This is a genomic window from Leisingera aquimarina DSM 24565 (assembly GCF_000473165.1).
GTDB lineage: Bacteria > Pseudomonadota > Alphaproteobacteria > Rhodobacterales > Rhodobacteraceae > Leisingera > Leisingera aquimarina.
On the sequence record NZ_KI421504.1, the window covers coordinates 839,832 to 858,547 of the forward strand.

General features: G+C 57.8%; 16 protein-coding genes, 3 tRNA genes and 4 pseudogenes. 12 read left to right on the plus strand and 11 right to left on the minus strand.

All coding sequences use genetic code 11. The features are described from left to right. The first annotated feature begins 18 nt into the window (after positions 1-18). Together AQUI_RS32450 and AQUI_RS29810 are read left to right on the plus strand one after the other, a co-directional pair. Positions 19-405, plus strand: a complete 387-nt coding sequence (locus AQUI_RS32450) for an IS3 family transposase (RefSeq protein ID WP_425411834.1) — start codon at positions 19-21, stop codon at positions 403-405. After that, positions 294-650, plus strand: a pseudogene (locus AQUI_RS29810) (transposase); the annotation flags it as partial. The gene AQUI_RS32450 and the pseudogene AQUI_RS29810, both read left to right, overlap by 112 nt. 101 nt (positions 651-751) lie before the next feature. Here the strand turns inward: AQUI_RS29810 and AQUI_RS29815 are convergent. From AQUI_RS29815 to AQUI_RS0108035, 5 genes are all read right to left on the minus strand, one after another. Beyond that, positions 752-1,216: an N-6 DNA methylase gene (locus AQUI_RS29815; protein WP_245596887.1), complete on the minus strand. Its 465-nt coding sequence runs from the start codon at positions 1,214-1,216 to the stop codon at positions 752-754. A 160-nt stretch (positions 1,217-1,376) separates the two neighbouring features. Beyond that, the gene (locus AQUI_RS0108020; protein ID WP_027257059.1) at positions 1,377-1,634 is read right to left on the minus strand and encodes a hypothetical protein; all 258 of its coding nucleotides are present in this window, start codon (positions 1,632-1,634) and stop codon (positions 1,377-1,379) included. Between the two features lie 176 nt (positions 1,635-1,810). Next, positions 1,811-1,897, minus strand: a tRNA-Leu gene (locus AQUI_RS0108025). A 449-nt stretch (positions 1,898-2,346) separates the two neighbouring features. Continuing rightward, positions 2,347-2,422: transfer RNA gene (locus AQUI_RS0108030), tRNA-Thr, on the minus strand. A gap of 38 nt (positions 2,423-2,460) precedes the next feature. Next, positions 2,461-3,513, minus strand: a complete 1,053-nt coding sequence (locus tag AQUI_RS0108035) for an AraC family transcriptional regulator (RefSeq protein ID WP_051371847.1) — start codon at positions 3,511-3,513, stop codon at positions 2,461-2,463. A gap of 126 nt (positions 3,514-3,639) precedes the next feature. Here AQUI_RS0108035 and AQUI_RS0108040 point away from each other — a divergent pair, with 126 nt between their 5' ends. Both AQUI_RS0108040 and AQUI_RS0108045 read left to right on the plus strand, forming a co-directional pair. After that, positions 3,640-4,083, plus strand: a complete 444-nt coding sequence (locus AQUI_RS0108040) for a cupin domain-containing protein (RefSeq protein WP_027257061.1) — start codon at positions 3,640-3,642, stop codon at positions 4,081-4,083. A gap of 11 nt (positions 4,084-4,094) precedes the next feature. Then, complete coding sequence (locus AQUI_RS0108045; protein ID WP_027257062.1) at positions 4,095-5,582, plus strand: flavin-containing monooxygenase; 1,488 nt, start codon at positions 4,095-4,097, stop codon at positions 5,580-5,582. A 99-nt stretch (positions 5,583-5,681) separates the two neighbouring features. On the opposite strand, the gene AQUI_RS0108050 is transcribed toward AQUI_RS0108045, so the two are convergent. Next, positions 5,682-5,768: transfer RNA gene (locus AQUI_RS0108050), tRNA-Leu, on the minus strand. A gap of 215 nt (positions 5,769-5,983) precedes the next feature. Between AQUI_RS0108050 and hemN the strand changes: the two genes are divergently transcribed. Next, on the plus strand, positions 5,984-7,339 hold the full coding sequence (gene hemN, locus AQUI_RS0108055) for an oxygen-independent coproporphyrinogen III oxidase (RefSeq protein WP_027257063.1): 1,356 nt from the start codon (positions 5,984-5,986) through the stop codon (positions 7,337-7,339). Positions 7,340-7,581: 242 nt separating this feature from the next. On the opposite strand, the gene AQUI_RS0108060 is transcribed toward hemN, so the two are convergent. Together AQUI_RS0108060 and nirK are read right to left on the minus strand one after the other, a co-directional pair. Continuing rightward, complete coding sequence (locus AQUI_RS0108060; protein WP_027257064.1) at positions 7,582-8,373, minus strand: formylglycine-generating enzyme family protein; 792 nt, start codon at positions 8,371-8,373, stop codon at positions 7,582-7,584. Positions 8,374-8,450: 77 nt separating this feature from the next. Continuing rightward, a complete protein-coding gene (nirK, locus tag AQUI_RS0108065) occupies positions 8,451-9,575 on the minus strand; it encodes a copper-containing nitrite reductase (protein ID WP_027257065.1) in 1,125 nt (374 codons plus the stop codon). Positions 9,576-9,847: 272 nt separating this feature from the next. On the opposite strand from nirK, the gene AQUI_RS0108070 reads away from it, so the two are divergent. The 5 genes from AQUI_RS0108070 to AQUI_RS0108090 all read left to right on the plus strand — a co-directional run bounded on the left by AQUI_RS0108070 (position 9,848) and on the right by AQUI_RS0108090 (position 15,725). Beyond that, positions 9,848-10,684 (plus strand): flagellar motor protein MotB, encoded by an 837-nt coding sequence (locus AQUI_RS0108070; RefSeq protein ID WP_027257066.1) that lies wholly within the window; start codon positions 9,848-9,850, stop codon positions 10,682-10,684. A 124-nt stretch (positions 10,685-10,808) separates the two neighbouring features. Continuing rightward, positions 10,809-12,116 carry a flagellar hook protein FlgE gene (locus AQUI_RS0108075; RefSeq protein WP_027257067.1) on the plus strand — a complete coding sequence of 436 codons (1,308 nt, stop codon included), beginning with the start codon at positions 10,809-10,811 and terminating at the stop codon, positions 12,114-12,116. 46 nt (positions 12,117-12,162) lie between these two features. Further along, positions 12,163-13,611 carry a flagellar hook-associated protein FlgK gene (gene flgK, locus AQUI_RS0108080; protein WP_027257068.1) on the plus strand — a complete coding sequence of 483 codons (1,449 nt, stop codon included), beginning with the start codon at positions 12,163-12,165 and terminating at the stop codon, positions 13,609-13,611. 3 nt (positions 13,612-13,614) lie between these two features. Next, positions 13,615-14,619: a flagellin gene (locus tag AQUI_RS0108085; RefSeq protein ID WP_027257069.1), complete on the plus strand. Its 1,005-nt coding sequence runs from the start codon at positions 13,615-13,617 to the stop codon at positions 14,617-14,619. Beyond that, positions 14,619-15,725, plus strand: a complete 1,107-nt coding sequence (locus AQUI_RS0108090) for a flagellar basal body P-ring protein FlgI (RefSeq protein WP_027257070.1) — start codon at positions 14,619-14,621, stop codon at positions 15,723-15,725. Before AQUI_RS0108085 ends, AQUI_RS0108090 begins: the two co-directional genes overlap by 1 nt. A 197-nt stretch (positions 15,726-15,922) precedes the next feature. Here AQUI_RS0108090 and AQUI_RS32620 read toward each other — a convergent pair whose 3' ends face one another. From AQUI_RS32620 to AQUI_RS32460, 3 genes and pseudogenes are all read right to left on the minus strand, one after another. Beyond that, positions 15,923-16,069, minus strand: a complete 147-nt coding sequence (locus AQUI_RS32620) for a hypothetical protein (protein ID WP_483805638.1) — start codon at positions 16,067-16,069, stop codon at positions 15,923-15,925. Between the two features lie 41 nt (positions 16,070-16,110). Continuing rightward, positions 16,111-16,329, minus strand: a complete 219-nt coding sequence (locus tag AQUI_RS32455) for a hypothetical protein (protein WP_051371848.1) — start codon at positions 16,327-16,329, stop codon at positions 16,111-16,113. 27 nt (positions 16,330-16,356) lie between these two features. Continuing rightward, a pseudogene (locus tag AQUI_RS32460) lies at positions 16,357-16,452 on the minus strand (hypothetical protein); the annotation flags it as partial. On the opposite strand from AQUI_RS32460, the pseudogene istA reads away from it, so the two are divergent. Beyond that, positions 16,417-17,313, plus strand: a pseudogene (istA, locus tag AQUI_RS27440) (IS21 family transposase); the annotation flags it as partial. The pseudogenes AQUI_RS32460 and istA overlap by 36 nt on opposite strands. 77 nt (positions 17,314-17,390) lie before the next feature. Further along, positions 17,391-18,182: pseudogene (gene istB, locus AQUI_RS27445) on the plus strand (IS21-like element helper ATPase IstB). Positions 18,183-18,716: the final 534 nt, after the last annotated feature.

Sequence of the window (18,716 nt, forward strand, 5' to 3'; positions counted from 1 at the left end):
GCTCTGAACCTGATGCTGATGCGGCAAATCGATGAGCAGTTCCTGGAAACACCGTTCTTCGGTGTTCGCCAAATGACCTGGCACCTGCGGAGCGAAGGCCATCTGGTGAACGAGAAACGCATCCGCCGTTTGATGCGGCTCATGGGCCTGATGCCGGTCTATCAGAAGCCCAACATCAGCAAGGCGGCAAAGGGACACAAGACATACCCCTATCTGTTGCGCGGTCTGCGCGGCCGGCATCACCTACCTGCCCCTCTCGGCGGATTGCTTCGCAATCGCCTGCCGGGCAATGGATGCGCAAGGGGTTCCTGTATTTGGTGGCGGTCATTGACTGGCACACGCGCAAGGTGCTGGCCTGGCGCATCTCGAATACGCTGGAAGCCGGCTTCTGCGTCGAGGCGCTGAACGAGGCAATCCACCGCTTCGGCCCGCCCGGCATCATGAACACCGATCAGGGCTCGCAATTCACCTCCTTCGCCTGGACAGACCGGCTGCACCGGGCTGGCGTGCGCATCTCGATGGACGGTAAAGGCCGGTTCCTTGATAACATCTTCGTGGAACGGCTATGGCGGCCGCTGAAATACGAATGCGTCTACCTGCAGGCTTGGGAAACCGGATCTGAGGCAAGGGCGGGCGTCGGAAAGTGGGTGGAATGACACCTGCACAGAAACTAAGATTGGCCGCGTAAAATTCTACGACCAAGCCCTCGCAAAAATGGGGGGATTACCTTGGCTTTCCCCGCCCCTTGGGTTCAGAAAGTACTGATCAACCAAAAGGGCTTGGGCGGCCTGAATACCGAAGCTCGCGACGTCACAGGCCGCGCGCTCAGCATTAGAGCTCTTCTGCCAGGCCTTCTCGTCTTCGAGCTTGGTGAAGCCCTCCTGCGAAATGACCATCTTCTTGCGCAGGGGGGGCGCGGGACACGGACTCGGCGATAACCGGATGACTGATAATCGAAGACCTTGCTCTTTTTGCGGTCGTCGCTCGAACCGTATTCCGAGTAGAGGCAGACGATATCGCGGGTGTCCTGCTCACTGACGCGGCGGCGTTTGTTTCCCTCTGATTTGCGCAGCGGCTCGAACATCTCGGTGGCATTGATTAGCTGGACCTTGCCTTGGCGATGTTCGGGCTTCTTGTTTGAGAGAATCCAGGTGTAAGTGCCGATGCCGGTGCGGAAGAATATCTCTTGGGGCAGAGCGATGATGGCTTCGACCACGTCGCTTTCGAGCAGGTGGCGTCGGATCTCGGATTAGGGCTCCTTGAAGCTTCGGCAGGAAGCCACTCTGCCATGCTGTCAGACTGTTTGCGGATAGGAGAATGTACCACGGGCTTTAAGTGGGCTGAATGAGGACAACACATAGCTGGTTCTGCATTCCTCAAGCGGCGTTCTTTCGCGCCAGCTGGCGGATGCGTTCATACTCTGTTTCTGTGCTTTCGTGCGCTGCAGTCTGCTGTTTAAGGTGGAGAACTATAGGCACGTAACCCTCCCCATCTGAACGCTCCGAAACGACTTGGATCATGAAGTCAAAGGCCTGCTTCAGGCCTGAGATAGACGGTTTCATATTGCCTCCGGTTTTGATTTTGCCGGAAGGAAGTCGGTGCATGTCGTGATAGCCGGAAACCAGCCCGCGCATGGACTTTGGCGCCATGAGTTAATTGAGCAGGAGTATGTATGGAGGAGGTCAGTGTCTGCCATGTGGACGAAGAGCCTGGTTTCGCACTCTGCGGGGCAGTTTGTGTGGCAACTTCTAGCGCCGCAAACAAAAAACCCTCGAGAACCGAAGTTTTCGAGGGTTTTTGGGCTTGACAATGGTGCCCAGGAGAGGACTCGAACCTCCACGTCCATACGGACACTAGCACCTGAAGCTAGCGCGTCTACCAATTCCGCCACCTGGGCAGGTGTCGTGGGACCGGCGTATAAGCGGAGTCGCAGGCAGCGTCAAATGAAAATGGACCAGCCTGCCTGGCAAAACCCGCGCATCATTGATCGCGGCCGCGTGGTACAGAAGCTAAGACGGGTAGCTGTGAAATTTCGGACTAGTGCACAAGTCGGAGCGGCTTGTGAGCATGACGATCAGTGATGGCAAGAAATATAGACAATACAAAGCCTGGCCCTCACTGTTGAAGGGGCTTGTCACCAGTCGGTCAAATTAGGTGTGTGACGTCGGTATCGGTTATATTACAATGCGGCACGTGTATCCTTCCCACGTCGCGAACATAGATTGCTAGTTCCTATACCAAGGCGCTGGGGAAGTGTTGCACATGTACTTTGCGAAGGAGTTCCCGTGTACCTGGGTGGGCATTGTTGCCTTATGCCAATTTGCAGTGCGGGCAGCGGAGGATTTTTGGTGCCGGTGATAGGACTCGAACCTACGACCCCATCATTACGAATGACGTGCTCTACCAGCTGAGCTACACCGGCGCTGTTTTCTGCCTGCCACTGAAAACAGTGCTACCCGTTTAAACACTGCTTGAATGCCGTGCAAGTGGGGATCCTGCGGGTTTTTCTGGTTTCCCTCGGGCAGCGCAGGTGGTGCTGGGCAGCTCGCCAAACCGGTCGCGGTAGAGCTGGGAAAACCGGCCTAAGTGAGAAAAGCCGCAGTCATATGCAATGCTGCTGACCGGCGTTTCAGGGGGCCGGGACAACAGCAGATAGTGAGCCAGATCCAACCGCAAATCGCGCAGATACGCCACCGGCGTTAAACCATAGGCCTGACGGAACCCGGTTTGCAGGGTGCGGATGCTGCATCCTGCCTCGGCAGCTATTTCTAAGACGGTTAAGGGATCTTCTGCATGCGCGTGAAGGAAGTCCCGCGCACGTCGGACTTGTTGGCTGCTGCCGGCCGCTGCTCGCGGCGACAGAAGATGGCGGATGTTGCTTTGCTGATGGGTCAGGAATCCCAGGATCAGCTGCTCTTCGATCAATCTTTGCTGTAGAGGGCTCCAGGTACCGAACCCTGCCTGCGCGTCGGTGGCGTGGACACAGGCGGCAAATTGACATGCCCAACGGTGCAAAGGCCCTGCCGAAACGGGAACTGCAATGTTGAAAATCACGGCTTCGGCCAAAGCAAGCCCGGCAGCGCGTTCCGCGGTTTCATGCAACGCTTTCCGGTCGATCTGCAAAAGCAGCATCCGGCAATCTGCATGCCAGGTCATCCGTGTGGCCCGTGTCGGATTCAGCACAGTGGCCATGCGGCAGTCCGAAACCTCGGTTTCTGCGCCGTTATTCACCTGCGCCTGGCCGTCGATGGGTATCTGCACCAGATAGAAATCCTGCAGCTCGCCGGGGTCAATCTGCACGGTGGATCCATAGCTGAGGTAATTTAGAGAGAGGCTCTGTCCGCAGACATGGTTGTGGCGGGTGCCAAAGCTTCGGGCCTGCCCTGCCGGTTCCAGCCGGTGATCGCAGAATTTTTGCGCGACAAGCGAGCGCGCTTCATCAATATCGCTGCTGTGGAATTGCCGCCACGCGCGCAAGGGCTCGCGCCTGGTTGATACCTGTTGTGTGGTCATTAGTTCAGCCTAACACGGTTGCCCGATCAGGCAACTGTGGCAGCCTGCGCTATTTTTGCGCATTTTGGATAATCCTTTTGCGGGGCCGCCCCTAGGCTGGAAGGCAGAGACAAAAGGGAGAAAAGCATGGCTTTGGATCAGGGAATAACCAAGGCGGCCGACGGGCTGGAGGGCCTGTCCTGGAACGTAGTTGGTCACACCTATACGCCCAAGCTGCATAGCGAGAACGCATTCATCTGGCACGCGCTGATTCCGGATGGCACATTTGTGCCGCCGCATATCCATCCCGCGCAGGACGAGTGGATCACTCTGCTGGAGGGCGCGCTGGAGGTGGAATTTGACGGTATTGTCCATCGGGCCGGGCCAGGAGATACCGTGCGGATGCCGATGGGCGTAGCGCATGGCATCTTCAATCGCTCAGGCGCTTCGTCCTCTTGCGTGTTTGGCGTCGCGCCTTCCGGTAAGCTGTATGAATTGTTTTGCGTGCTGGACGGTGTGACCGATCCGGAAGAACTGGTGCGGCTTTCGGCGCTGCATGAGGTCGACTTTCTGCCGCCCCCGGCGGAGTGAAGGAGCGGGACATGGTAAAACGCAAAACGGTTGCCGTGATCGGCGGCGGAGTAAGCGGACTGGCGGCTGCCAAGGCCTTTGCAGAAAAGGGGCATCAGGTTCTGGGGTTTGAGCGCAGCCATGACCTGGGCGGAGTGTGGGAGCCGTCGCGCTCTTATCCGGGGGTCCAGACGCAGTCACCCAAGGAACTTTACTGCTATACCGACCACCCGATGCCGCAAGAGTATCCGGAGTGGCCCAAGGGACCGCAGGTGCATGCCTATCTGCATTCCTATGCCAGCAAGCATGATTTGCACCACCTGTTTCAACTGAGCACAAACGTGCTGGAAATGGACCGGCGGCCGGACGGGCAGCCGGGCTGGCGGCTGGTGACAGAATTGGGTGGTGAAACCAATGTGCGGGATGTGGATTTTGCCGTGGTCTGCACCGGCCAGTTTTCGGAGAGGAACATCCTGACCCATCCCGGGCAGGACGCTTTCACAGAGCAGGGCGGGGAAGTGATGCATTCCTCGGAGTATCTCGACCCAGGCCATGCACGCGGCAAGAGGGTGGTCGTGCTGGGCGGTTCAAAGTCTGCCACCGATGTGGCTGTGAATGCTGTGCAGAATGGTGCGCGGCAAGTGCATCTTGTTTATCGGCAGAATGTCTGGCGGGTTCCGTATTTCGTCGGCGGCATCAACTTTAAGAAGCTGCTTTATATGCGTGCGCAGGAGGTGCAGTTTAACGGTTGGGGCCGCAGCTGGCTGCACAAGGCAATCTATAGTCTGGCGAAACCGTTGATTTGGATCAATTTTCGTGGGTTGGAGACGCTTTTGAAGCTTCAGCTGGGGTTGAAGAAATGGGACATGGTGCCCGAAATGCCGATCGAAAAGGATGTATCCTGTTCGGTTCCGATTGTGACGCCAGGTCTGTTTGAAAGTTTCCAAAGCGGCTCGATTATTCCGAGGCGCACAACGATTTCGCGGTATGAGGGCGATGAGGCGGTGCTGGAAAACGGCGAAAGAATCGGCGCTGACCTGGTGATCTCGGCGGTGGGCTGGAAGCTCGGCATCCCCTATCTGGCCCAGCGGCATTTGGACAAGCTGATCGAGGCTGATGGCCAGTACCGGACCTACCGGCTGTCGGTGAACCCGGACTTGCCGGAGATGGGATTTGTTGGTTTCAACTCCAGCTTCTGCACGATCCTATCGGCGGAGATGGTGGCGAACTGGCTGGTCCGCTATGCCGACGGCAAGCTGGCACGCCAGCCCACGCGGTCGGAAATGGAGAGTAATATCCGGATGATGCTTGATTGGCGCCGCAAGGAGCGGCCTGCCGCGCAGATCTATGGCGGCCTGTGCTCGGCGCCGTTCCATTTTAAGCATTTTGACGAACTGCTGATGGATATGGGGGCGACTCAGTGGAAGCGGTTCAACCTGGTGGTTGAGCAATTTGCACCGCCGGATGCCAGTGCTTATGGCCGGTTCCTGGCGACGGCTCCGCAATACACGGCGGCCTGAAACCTGCCGTTGTGCCTGCCGGAAACGGCGGGTGCCTTCTTGCCGGAGCAGATGGATACCTGCTGTTGCCAAGTGCAGAGTTCACATATTCGGGGGATATGGTGCCCAGGAGAGGACTCGAACCTCCACGTCCATACGGACACTAGCACCTGAAGCTAGCGCGTCTACCAATTCCGCCACCTGGGCAGGTGTCGTGGAACCGGCGTATAAGCCGGTTCGAGAGGGGCGTCAAACGGAAAATACACGCAGGCGCCGAATTCCCGAAAAAATCGGGGATTTATTTTTTTCGATTTAAATCAGAGTGTTGAAGAAGCGTCTCTGACGTCGCTGCGGGCGTCAAAATGATTTCTGGTTTGATCCTGCGCAAAGTGGCGCGGCTGGAAAAGGGGCATAGCAAAGTCATGAAACAGATTGACCACCTCCAAGCCCTTGGGCTGTTCGACAGCCGGGTGCCCCGCTACACATCTTACCCAACCGCGCCGGTGTTTACTGCAGCCGTCGGCGCCGCGGATCAGGCCCGCGAATTGCAGGCGCTGGATCCGGATGTGCCGGTTTCCGTCTATCTGCACATCCCTTTCTGCGAGCGTCTGTGCTGGTTTTGCGCCTGCCGCACACAAGGCACTCAGACGCTGAGCCCGGTGGAAAGCTATATTGGAACGCTGGAGCAAGAGCTGAAGCAAGTGGCGCCTTTGCTTCCCAAGGGACTGCGGATGGGGCGGATGCACTGGGGGGGCGGTACGCCGACCATTTTGCCGCCGGCGTTTATTCATCGGCTGGCGCAGGCTGTAAAGGCGGTGTTCCCGCAGACTGATGACTGGGAGTTCTCGGTGGAGATCGACCCGACCATGGTGGACCGGGACAAGATCGCGGCACTGGCGGCGGAGGGCATGAACCGCGCCAGCATCGGCATTCAGGATTTTGACCCGCTGGTCCAGCAGGCGATCGGACGCGAACAGCCGTTCGAAGTGACCAAGGCGTGTGTTGAGGATTTGCGCGCGGCGGGGATCACCTCGTTGAACGCCGATCTGGTTTACGGGCTGCCGCATCAGACACCGGAACGGATGGCGGATACGGTGGAGAAGGTGCTGAGTTTGAAGCCGGACCGGTTGGCGCTGTTTGGCTATGCGCATGTGCCTTGGGTGGCGAAGCGGCAGAAACTGATCAAGGAAGAGACGCTGCCGGACGATCAGGCGCGCTATCATCTGGCCGGGCTGTCGGCCGAAAAATTCGCCGAGGCGGGCTTTGCCGCCATTGGCATTGACCATTTCGCCAAGCCCGGCGACGGGCTTGAGGTGGCAGCCCGCACCGGGCATCTGCGCCGCAACTTCCAAGGCTACACCGATGACACCTGCCCGACGCTGATCGGATTCGGTGCATCGTCGATTTCCCGATTTACCGGCGGCTATATCCAGAACGCAGCGGCCACGCCTGCGTATGTGCAGAGGGTCGAGGCAGGGCATTTGACCGGCGCCCGCGGGCATGTGATGAGCGATGAAGACTTGCTGCGCGGCCGCGCCATTGAGATGCTGATGTGCGAATTCCGGCTGAACCGGGTAGAGCTTAGGCAGCGTTTCGGAAGCCTTGCAGCGATGCTGGATGCGGATCTGGCAAGGATCGCGGCGCGGTTCGGAGATCTGGTGCAATTGGATGATGCGGCACTGAAGATCCTGCCCGAAGGCCGGCCGCTGACCCGGATTATCGCAAGCTGCTTTGATGCGCATGTGCCTGAAGGGGTGCGCTACAGCCGGGCGTCTTGATCCCGAAGCCGGGTGCTCTAGCCTGTCCCGGGGAATCCTAAGGATACCCTTCACTGCTTGGCATCGCGCAGCGCAACCGCTTGCATCACTGGCCTGCACCACGCCAGCAATCGAAGTGGCTGTTCAAGACAGGATTTCCCTTGAACTGTGGCTCAGCAGAATTGGCAGCGCAGCTGCCATGCCCAAGGCCGCCAAGGTGCTCCGGTGCAGCTGGGCACAGGAGTATTTCGCTTTCGTTTGTGTCAGCCTTCTTTCACCAACCGGAACCCTAGGTAGTCCGGCGGCAGTCCGACCGCGCAGCCGCCTACACTGGCGTCGCGGATGAAGTCGATCACCACGGCCCGGTGTCGGCCGCCGGTAATGCGTGCGCTGCAATAGGGCGCACCGAACGTGAGGCTGCCGTCCTCGCGCAATTCGCCGTTTTGCATGCAGCCGGCTGTCCATTCCCAGATGTTTCCGCCAAGGCCGCTGAGGCCATTGCTGTTGGTGCCGGGTTCGCTTTTGGGGTCCTGTGCCGGTCCTGGCTGGCCACGCAGTGTCACCCCGCGGGCGTATTGGCGCAGCCAGCGCTGGGCCGGGTCGGTGCTATCCGTTTCAACCGAAGCATCGCCAAAGATTTCAGCCGCAGCCAGCTGCCATTCTGCCTCATCCGGCAACCGCCACGGCTGGCCGGTCTTCTTTGAATACCATTGCGCGTAGGCGGTGGCGTCATGCCAGCTGACGTGTGTTTGCGGCAGGCTGCCATCTGCCGGGTTTGCATCTGCCCGCTTGCAGCCGCCATCCGCCACACAGGCGGCATATTCGGCATGCGAGACCTGATGTTTCATGATCTCGAACGCTGCCACTTGCCGCATCTGTTCTGGCGGAACCACGCTTTTGCCGCCCTGGTGGAAATTGCCGATCGGCCGATAGCGGATCGTGGCCGCGGCAATGGCGGCGGTTTCGGTCTGCAGCACCGATTCCGGAGTAGCAAGCCACAGCCCGGGAATACCGATCGCGGCAGCCAGGGCAGCAGTGATGAGTTCGGCTTTCATGGGTCTGCTCCCTTGAAAACAAATATGGGCGGCCGCGTGATGCAGCCGCCCGATCCAGTTTCCCATCCGGCCGAAGGTCAGGAGCCGGAGTATTCGGTCGGGGCGACCACCTGTTCCATCAGGTCGTTGTTCCATTCGCCTTCGACCACTACGTGGGCGGTCGCACCGAGGTTCACCGCCTCGATCAGGTTGTGGTTCACGTAGGCATAAACCCCCGGCTGCAGGAATTCATACAGCGCCGCCCCGGCAGAGCCGCCGCGTATGAACCAGGTTTCCAGATCGCGGTCCGGCACGTTGTTGAACTTGCCGGCTTCCCAGACCAGGTCGCCATGGCCGCCGATCAGGTGCGGACGGCTGTCACGGTTGGCCTGGCTGTGAACAAACAGGACTTTCTCGCCCTGTTTGGCCTTCAGCGCGGTTTCGCCGGTCAGCGCGCCAACTGCGCCGTTGAACACCACATGGCTGGGAATAAGCCCATTCATGACTTCCAAGGTGTCGGGGTAGCTTTCGCCGACATCTTCGTACCGGATGTAGTCGCCATTCCCGTCCTTCGGGATGTAAAACTCATTTTCACCGATATAGTAGACGCGGTCATATCTGACCGGATCGCCGTTGTGGTCCGAAAGCCCTTCGCGCGGCAGAACCATGATCGCGCCGGCCATGCCAGCCACAACGTGCCATGGGATCATCGGGCCGCCCGGTGCGCAATGGTAGACAAAGGTGCCGGGCCGGGTCGCCTTGAAGCGCAGCACAGTTTTCTCGCCCGGGTTCACCAGGGTCAGCGCGCCGCCGCCCAGGGCACCGGTGGCCGCGTGGAAGTCAATGTTGTGCTGCAGCATGTTTTCCGGAGGGTTGATCAGGGTCAGCTCGACATAATCGCCCTCATGCACAACCATCATCGGACCCGGGATGGAGCCGTCAAAGGTCATCCCCTGAAGATAGGCGCCCTGGTCGACTTCGATCTCCTTCTCGGCAATGGTCATTTCGAATTCGACGATGCGCGGCGCACCCGGTGCAACCTGTTCGTGCTCATGCACGAAGGGCGGCGCAACCAGTTGGCGCTTGATGCGCTGGAGACTGGACAGGTCCACCGGTGCGGCAGCCTCGTGGACGGTGGTGCTTTCGGCCTTGGCGGCCTTGGCCAGTACGGGCAGCGCTGCTACGCCTGCAGCCCCCATCAGTGCGGCTCTGCGGGTCAGCATAGTGTTCTCCTTTTCGTGTCCCATTTACCGTGTTGAGGAGATCTTAGCCCTCAGCCTGTTGCCGGTGGTTGCTCTCGATCAACCTTCGATAAGATTTCTCGATGTCAAGATAAGTTGTTTTTAAGATGCAGAATTTACAGCAGGGAGGCTGGTGCGGCCTGCCTGGACCAGACGGTGGCTGAGAAGGAGAACTGCCGGCAAATTTAATTGTTAAGCCCGGTTTAACGCGCCGCCTGTTATCCCGGGGATGGGTGAAAATAGTGGTGGTGGATATGAGCGCACAAAGCAATGTGGCGCCCATTATCATCAAGAAGAAAAAATCAGGTGGTGGCGATGGTCATCACGGCGGCGCGTGGAAAGTGGCTTATGCCGACTTCGTGACCGCGATGATGGCCTTCTTTATGCTGATGTGGCTGCTGAACGCGACGACAGAAAAACAACGCAAGGGTCTGGCGGATTACTTCTCGCCGTCAATTCCGCTAAGCCGGGTTTCCGGCGGTGGCAATGGTGCGTTTCAAGGTGACAGTATGTTCACCGAGGAAATTCAGCCGCAATCAGGCACCGGGGCAACGGACATCAATCCTATGGACGCGCAGCAAGCGCAGGGAGAAACCGGAGTCGAGACCAACGAAAAGCGCGAGGAAGAAGACTCCAAGTTCCGCGCTATCGAAGAACAGTTGTCTGGACGCGGCGGCGAGAGCATGGTGACGGTTGCGATGGCCCGCCACATTGTGACCCGGGTCACTGACGAAGGGCTGATCATTGAACTTTTTGCCACAGAAGACATACCGCTGTTCAAAGAGGGTGCGGCTGAGCCAACGCCGTTGTTCCGGGATCTGGTCAGGATGATTGCGCGGGTGTCAGAGAATGTCACCAGCAATGTAGCCATTGGTGGCCACATCCGATCCCATCCGGTTGTACTGGCAAAGAATCCGGTTTGGGAGCTGTCCCATGACAGAGCCGACAAAACACGCACGCTGCTCGAATCGGGTGGGCTGGCAACAGGCCGGATTCACCGGGTGACCGGCCATGCCGACCGCAAGCTGGCGGTCGGAAACCCGATGGCAGCCCGCAATGACCGGATCGAAATCATCCTTTTGCGCGAATAAGTCACTGAAAACATTACGGCAGGCGGCTAGCAGATAATTCATATTTTATCTGTTAGCCGCCCGTTAATCGCTCCTGCGCTAGCTGTTGCATCCAGAATGATTAGATGCAGCAGAAAGGCGCGCTATGACCATTTCTTCGTCGCTGAACGCGGGTGTTTCAGGATTGAGCGCCAACGCCAGCCGGTTGGCTTCCATTTCCGATAACATCGCCAACTCTTCGACCCGCGGGTACAAGAGAGTTCAAACAGATTTCCATTCCATGGTCTTGTCGAATTCAGGCGGCACCTATTCGGCTGGTGGTGTGCGTACGACAAATGTTCGCCTGATCGATGAGCGTGGGCCCCTGGTGTCAACCAACAATGCCACAGATATTGCAGTGCGCGGTCGTGGAATGCTGCCTGTCGCTTCAATTACCGAAGTGGAGGCGGGCGCAAACCCGTCTATGATGCTAACCACCACAGGATCTTTCCGCACAGATTCCAACGGGTATCTTTCAACCGAATCCGGTCTGGTGCTGATGGGCTGGCCTGCACTTGCAGATGGCAGCGTCCCGGATGCGGCACGTGATACAGACGATGCCCTGGAACCTATCCATGTCGATCTGAATCGCCTGTCGGCAGAACCCACCACGGAAATCAGCCTGACAGCCAACCTGCCTGCTGATGAAACCGATGTCGGGGCATCAGGCGACCCGCTTGAGCAAGTAGTCCTGTATTACGACAATATGGGCAACGCTGAAGAGCTGACAATCACCTACACGCCGAATGTTGCAACACCGCCGGCGACGTCCGGTACCAATGAATGGACGATGGAAATTGTCGATTCCGCGACAGGCGCGGCCAATATCGGTGAATACACGCTGACCTTCGATGACAGCAGCACCACGGGCGGTTCTCTGGCGAGCGTGGCAACCGTTACAGGCGGTGCGTATGACGCGACCGCTGGTTCGGTGACTATTAACGTCGCAGGCGGACCGGTTGAGATTAACATTGGCGCCATCGGCGGCAACACCGGTATGAGCCAGCTTGGCGATGAATTTGTTCCAGGCACCACTACAAAAGACGGCAATGCAGTAGGTTCCTTTGTCTCGGTTGAGATCAACGAGAGCGGTGAAGTCATTGCAGAATATGACTCCGGCGATACCAAGGTTATTTATAAAGTTCCTTTGGCAGATGTTTCCAACGTCAACGGAATGCGGGCACTGGATTCACAAACTTACATGCCGACCGATGAATCCGGGGACTTTTACCTTTGGGATGCCGGCGACGGGCCGACGGGTGAGATTTTGGGTTATGCCCAGGAAGAATCCGCTGTGGATGTGGCGACCGAACTGACGGATATGATCCAGACACAGCGTGCGTATTCGTCCAACGCCAAAGTAATCCAGACTGTTGACGAAATGTTGCAGGAAACCACCAACATCAAGCGCTAAAGCGCTTGATGCCCCCTGACATTGGCTTCACGAAAGCAGGCTGAACATGTCTATTTATTCCGCCCTTAACAGCGCGATGAGTGGTTTAACCGCGGCCAGCCGGTCCTCGCAAGTGGTTTCGGAAAACCTAGCCAACGCTCTGACACCTGGCTACTCACGCCGGGTATTGGATCTGAACAGTCCCGGCGCTGGCGTTCCCGGCGTCCGGGTCGGGCATGTTCAGCGCATCAACGACCCGGTTCTGATCACTAACCGCAGAGTTGCCGAGGCAGACTACGGCGCGTCCAGGATTCAGTCTGATTTCTACGGCCGGATGTCCGAACTGGTTGGCACAGTTGACGACGAGATGTCACTGGCTTCGCACCTATCGGATTTCGAGTCTTCATTGATTGAGGCGGTCTCACGCCCGGATTCACAGCCCAGGCTGAATGATTTGGCTGTGAAGGCGAATTCGCTGGCCGACTCGATTTCCCGCACGGCTGAAGGGTTGCGGGATCTTAGGATCAATGCGGACAATGCGATCGGTTCTCAGGTTGAAACCGTGAACCAGGCGCTTAAGGAAATCGAAAAACTGAATGCCCGCATAATGGTCGTCGAAGCCGGTGGCATGGATGCAGTAGCGATGCATGACCAGCGGGATCAACTGATTGATCAGGTCAATGAAATCATTCCAGTCAATGTTGTCCGGCGCGATAATGGCCAAGTGACGCTCTACTCAACCGGCGGGGTTATGCTGTTGGATGGCAAGGCGTCCGAGCTGAGCTTTACTCCGTCGCGGGATATCCTTCCGCACATGACACTGGGCAATGCATTGATTTCCGGCCTTGAGGTCAACGGCAAGGTGATTGACACCAGCCCGGACGGACCGCTTCGGGGTGGCAAACTTACAGCCCAGTTCGAAATCCGGGATGTAACTGCTGTGGAAGCGCAAGAGGATCTTGACACAATGGCCGCCGATCTGATCGAGCGGTTTCAGGATCCTGCTCTGGATGCCACGATTGGCGTCACCGACGCCGGAATCTTCACGGATGATGGCGGATTCTATGACCCGGCAAACGTCGTTGGCATCTCTAACCGCATTGAATTGAATGATCTGGTGGCCTTGGACGGGACCGGGGAAACATGGCGGTTCCGCGACGGTCTTTATGCAGCAGGTCAAGGTGATCCAGGTGATTCCAGCTTGCTGCAGGCTTACTCCGACACGCTGAACGCCACCCGGACTGTATCTTCGGTCGGGCTAGGCACAGCGAACATGACAGCCTCGACGCTGAGTGCAAACCTTCTGTCGCGGTTTGCACAGGACAATGAAACAGCGTCGCGCGCATCTACCTTTGCGGCGGCCAGCTTCAACGAATTGAGCCAAGCGGAACTGGGGCTCGGCGTCGATACGGATGCTGAATTACAGAACCTGTTGCTGGTGGAAAAGTACTACCAGGCCAATGCTCGGGTGATCACCGTTGTCGACGAACTTATGGATACACTATTGAGGATCTGACGCATGATTTTGAATTCCTATGGTGATATGGCGCAGCACCTCTTTCTCCGCAGCCGCAATGCGGAATTGCAGCAGAATATAACCACGCTCTCCGAAGAGTTTGCGACCGGTAAGTCGTCTAACCTGACCGAACGTCTGGGTGGTGACTTTACCTATCTGGCGGATCTCGAAAACACCTTGAACCGGCTCGACAGTTATATGGTCGCCAATGGCGAAGTGCAGCTGTTTGCCACCACGACGCAGGGCAGCCTTGATAAGGTGCAAAGCCAGGTGCAAGCGATGCGGAATGACATCCTGACATTGTCACCCGCAATTGACGTGGACAACGCTGAGCAGTTCGGAAGCCAAGCCAAGCAAAGAATGTCCAGTGCAATCAATCTTTTGAACGCATCTGCCGGTGGACGTACAATCTTTGCCGGGACCGCGACCGATACTAAACCGCTCAACGATACCGGTACCCTAATGAGTGCTATCCTCACTGAGGTCTCCGGGCTGACGACAAGCAATGACGTCATTCAGGCCGTGAAGGATTGGTTTGATGATCCAGCTGGATTCGACACTGTCATGTACAGCGGTTCCACCACTTCGCTGCAGCCTGTCACTGTTGGCGAGGGTGAACAGGTAACACTGGGCATCCGCGCTGATGATGACAATCTCAAACATGCGCTGCAGAGTTACGTCATTACAGCATTAGCAGATGAACCCAGTCTCGGTTTGACGGATGATGTGAAAGTCGACCTTGTCCGCCAAGCCAGCAGCGAGCTTACAGACAGCGTGGACAAGCTGATTCAGTTGCAAGCGGATGTTGGCTTTATCGAAGGCCAGCTTGAAGCGGTGAATACCCGCAATGAGGCTTCGAAAACCAGCTTGAGCATTGTTAAAAACAATCTGGTCTCAGCTGATCCCTATGAAACCTATACACGGCTGGAAGAAGCACAAACACAGCTTGAAGGTCTTTATACAATCACTTCGCGCAGCTCACAGCTCTCACTGTTGAATTATCTCTGATGCTGGTATTTCTTCGCCTCCTTATCGCTTGCCTGATCCTTATGCCTGCAATGGCGCAGGCAAATACCATCCGTCTCAAAGATCTGGTTGAATTTGATGGCGTCCGCGGCAACGATCTGGTCGGTTACGGCCTGGTCGTTGGCTTGGATGGCACCGGTGACGGGCTGCGAAATTCGCCGTTTACCGAAGAAATCATGTCCAACATCCTGGAGCGGCTAGGTGTCAATGTGACCGGTGAGCAGTTCCGGCCAAAAAACGTTGCTGCGGTCTTTGTAACCGCCACGCTGCCGCCTTTTGCCCGGGTAGGAAGCACCATTGATGTAACGGTGTCAGCCATCGGTGACTCCAAGAGCCTCTTGGGTGGCACCCTGATCATGACACCGCTCAATGCAGCGGACGGGCAGATTTATGCTGTCTCCCAAGGTACAATTCTGGCGGGTGGAGCGGTTGCTGAAGGCAACGCGGCCACGGTAACCCAAGGGGTGCCAACGGCCGGTGTGATCCCTTCGGGCGCCCGGGTCGAACGTGAGATCGGCTTTGATCTGTCCTCTCTTAGCTCCATGCGCCTGGCCTTGCGGGAGCCGGATTTCACCACAGCCGGCCGGATTGAACGGGCGATCAACGATGAGTTTGGCCGCAACGTTGCCCTGATGCGGGATTCCGGAACGGTCGAGATTGATATCAAGCGCACAAACACCCGTTCGACGGCTCACGCCGTGGGCCGGATCGAGAACATACTGGTTGAACCTCAGCGCAAGGCGCGGGTAGTTGTGGATCAGCGTTCCGGAACGATTGTGATGGGCAGCGATGTGCGGATTTCCCGCGTTGCGGTGGCTCAAGGGAACCTTACTTTGCGGATCGAAGAGACGCCGCTGGTGGTGCAGCCTAATCCCTTCGCAAATGGTGAAACGGTTGTCGTTCCGCGCACCGGTGCAGCTATTGAGGAAGAAGAGGGCGTCCAACTTGCCGAAGTGCCGGAGACAACTTCGCTGTCCGAAGTCGTGGCAGGTTTGAATGCCTTGGGGGTGTCGCCGCGGGACATGATCGATATTCTCAAAAGCCTGAAAGCGGCCGGTGCATTGCATGCAGAGTTTGTTGTCCGTTAGATCAGCATGAGCAGACGCGGAGAAGAGCCCTGGCCCAGCTTGCAGCGGCCAGGGCTTTTTTGTATCGCGATATGCGGGCTGGACACGCAGTTCTGGACAAGGACCCATGCTGTTGCACGGTTTCGTTTGGGTGGAGAAGGGGGCTCATCCGCGCAAGTTTCGTGGGTATTGCAACATGAAAGTTGCAAGCACTAAAACTAATACTGGCCTTGCCCTCTTGGCGTCGCCGAAAACACTTGGCTTTCACCGAAACCGAGGTTGGTTGTGACGGTGATGGAGTTGCGCACATAGTACTTGCTGATCAGGTGGAACAGCAGCTGCCCGCCGATCCGGGCGATGGGCAGGTATTAATGCTAATCCAGGATCAGGAAGTCTGGGCGGAAGATCAGGTCCGCGATTTGCACCTGGCGTTCTCCGCGTGCTCCAGCATCCAGTCTGCGACCAGATCAACGACGTCAAGGACCGGTCCGCACCGGTCGTTCCGGATGCAGGTGCCTGCGCCGCAAATCAGAAGTAACCGCCCGGCAAAGGCGCTTTGGCGCGGTTCCGGTGCTCCCTGCGACGCTGCGATAGCAGCGTACCACCATGGCACCAGTTCGTTCATGGGTGTGATCTTTTGATCCGCAATCTGAGCCAGAACCCAGGTGAGCCATGCCTGCGCATCATCGTTGTTTATCTTCGCGGTTTTGCGCAGCGGTTTGAGACACCGCCCGGTCGTCAGGCGCAGGTGGGCTTTGCCGAGTTCAAGGTGGAGTTCAAAGACGAGCCTGGTATGACCCGGAAAGTCTGGCTTTGCAGGCTCGTTCTTGGTCACTCGCGCCGGCTCTGGGGCCGGTTTGCGTCCAGCCAGAACTTGCAGACGGTTCTGCGGTGCCACATCGCTGCCTTTGGGGAAATGGGTGGGGCACCGGAGGAGGTCCTCTATGACCGAATGAAGACCGCCGTGATTGGCGAGGATAGCGCTGGCGTCGTCACGTATAACAGCTCGCTCGTTGCCCTTTTGAACCATTACGGCGCAGCGCCACGGGCCTGCAAACCATACCGAGCGCAAACCAAAGGCAAGGTTGAGCGTCCGTTCCGATACATCAGGCAGGACTTCTTCTTGGCTCGGACGTTCCGCAATATCGACGATCTCAACGCCCAGTTCGACGCATGGCGGTGCGAGATCGCCAATCCCCGGGTGCACGCAACCACGAGTCGGGTCGTTGACGAAGCTTTTGCAGAGGAGAAACCTGCGCTCAAATCGCTGCCCGCCATTCCCTACAGCGCTGTTCTGACGGTTGAACGGCGGGTCAGCCATGAAGGCATGGTCTCAGTCGATGGCAATTACTACTCGGTGCCGGACACCACTCGCAGGCGCACGGTCGAAGTGCAGAACCACGTCGACGAGATCCGCGTCTTCGAAGATGGCATCTGCATTGCTCGCCACCCGGTGCTGGAAGGGCGCAATCGGCGCCGGGTTGACCCCGCGCATCGCAAATCTCCGCCGCCACGCACCATAGCGCAAAGGTCGAAGGGCGTACCGCAGCGCTCACTCGCGTTCTATGATGCGGTCGGTCAGCGGCTGGCCGCAGGAGGCGTGCAATGACCGCAACACTCGACCGGATCCGGGGCGCACTTGTCGGCCTGAAGATGCCACGCGCACTCGAAGCGCTGGACCACACGATGCAGAAGCTGGAACAAGGCGAGATCTCAGGGATCGAGGCACTGGATGCACTTCTCAGCGAGGAATACGCCACCCGAGAAACCCGCCGGATTGATGTCGCACTGAAGACCGCCAAGCTGATGCCGATCAAAACACTGGAAGTTTTTGACTTCACCTTCCAGCCCTCGCTTGATCGGGAACGGATTACCGCGCTGGCGCAGCTGGACTTCATTCGCCACGCCGGGACCGTCCACTTCCTGGACCCGCCTGGTACCGGCAAGTCCCATCTGGCGACGGCACTGGGCGTAGCGGCTGTGAAGGCTGGAAAGCAGGTCCATCGTGCAACATTGGCCGAGCTAATCGAGGCCCTGGTCAAGGCTGAGCGTGAGGGGCGTCTGGACGACAAGATCCGCTTCTATGCAAGGCCATTGCTCTTGATCCTGGATGAAATCGGGTACCTGCCCATTGCCCAGGGCGGTGCAAATCTGTTCTTCTAACTGGTGAATGCCCGTTGCGAAAAGGGGGCTATGATCCTGGCATCCAACCGAGGCTTTGCCGGATGGGGTGATGCCTTCGGCGACCCCGTCGTGGCCACAGCGCTATTGGATCGGCTGTTGCATCACGCCGCCGTCATCCAGATCGAAGGCGCCAGCTACCGCCTGCGCGGCCACATCGATCTGATACCTGAACACACCCGCACAAACGCACCCATCACACCGCCGCCGCCAAACGGCGCGGCCGTCCACCAAAAAACGGAGCTGCAAGTCACTGAACCGGCTGACAACCAAAACCGCAATACTGGGGAACTGTAGCCTGCCTGTTTTGGGAAAATGTGAGATGCCATTGATAAGTGCCCCGGCACAGACGGCTTCTACGACCGCCAGCCGATCAGCCAGGATGGCCCCAAGGATGTCTGCCATTTGTATGTCAGCATAGGGCCGACGTTCCAGTTTGCACTGACCGCGTCTGACCGCGGTAGGCAGTTCCCAATTCTTGAACGGCGCTCCGTTGCGCAATGTCCCAGGATCTCGGGCTGAAACAGGAAAACAGTGTCGCGGGTCGCAGAGTGATTTGCCGGGTCCGAAGGCGCGCGCGGCTGCCGACAATACGCCCTTACTGCCAGCAGTCCAATCGGTCGGCAGAGGCCCTGATCACACCGGGCTGACATACGGAACAAGGCTGGTGCGCTATTCCGGACCGTTCTGCCTTGCAGCTCCAGATGCGGTTGCGCCAGGAAATAGGCCAGTCAGCGGGCTTTCAGCCGGGCCTTCAGCTCGCCATAAGAATTGAATTCTAACCGAGACACGAAGAACCGGCGCCGGATCACGCCGAGCTGGTTCTCGGTC

What these genes read in the sequence shown, in the direction of transcription:
- hemN (WP_027257063.1), top strand. Translation starts at nt 5,984, where the DNA reads ATGAAACAGATTGACCACCTCCAAGCCCTTGGGCTGTTCGACAGCCGG.
- AQUI_RS0108040 (WP_027257061.1), top strand. Translation starts at nt 3,640, where the DNA reads ATGGCTTTGGATCAGGGAATAACCAAGGCGGCCGACGGGCTGGAGGGC.
- AQUI_RS0108085 (WP_027257069.1), top strand. Translation starts at nt 13,615, where the DNA reads ATGATTTTGAATTCCTATGGTGATATGGCGCAGCACCTCTTTCTCCGC.
- AQUI_RS0108045 (WP_027257062.1), top strand. Translation starts at nt 4,095, where the DNA reads ATGGTAAAACGCAAAACGGTTGCCGTGATCGGCGGCGGAGTAAGCGGA.
- AQUI_RS0108070 (WP_027257066.1), top strand. Translation starts at nt 9,848, where the DNA reads ATGAGCGCACAAAGCAATGTGGCGCCCATTATCATCAAGAAGAAAAAA.
- AQUI_RS0108090 (WP_027257070.1), top strand. Translation starts at nt 14,619, where the DNA reads ATGCTGGTATTTCTTCGCCTCCTTATCGCTTGCCTGATCCTTATGCCT.
- AQUI_RS32455 (WP_051371848.1), bottom strand. Translation starts at nt 16,329, where the DNA reads ATGAACGAACTGGTGCCATGGTGGTACGCTGCTATCGCAGCGTCGCAG.
- AQUI_RS0108060 (WP_027257064.1), bottom strand. Translation starts at nt 8,373, where the DNA reads ATGAAAGCCGAACTCATCACTGCTGCCCTGGCTGCCGCGATCGGTATT.
- AQUI_RS0108020 (WP_027257059.1), bottom strand. Translation starts at nt 1,634, where the DNA reads ATGCGCGGGCTGGTTTCCGGCTATCACGACATGCACCGACTTCCTTCC.
- nirK (WP_027257065.1), bottom strand. Translation starts at nt 9,575, where the DNA reads ATGCTGACCCGCAGAGCCGCACTGATGGGGGCTGCAGGCGTAGCAGCG.
- AQUI_RS0108035 (WP_051371847.1), bottom strand. Translation starts at nt 3,513, where the DNA reads ATGACCACACAACAGGTATCAACCAGGCGCGAGCCCTTGCGCGCGTGG.
- AQUI_RS32450 (WP_425411834.1), top strand. Translation starts at nt 19, where the DNA reads ATGCGGCAAATCGATGAGCAGTTCCTGGAAACACCGTTCTTCGGTGTT.
- flgK (WP_027257068.1), top strand. Translation starts at nt 12,163, where the DNA reads ATGTCTATTTATTCCGCCCTTAACAGCGCGATGAGTGGTTTAACCGCG.
- AQUI_RS0108075 (WP_027257067.1), top strand. Translation starts at nt 10,809, where the DNA reads ATGACCATTTCTTCGTCGCTGAACGCGGGTGTTTCAGGATTGAGCGCC.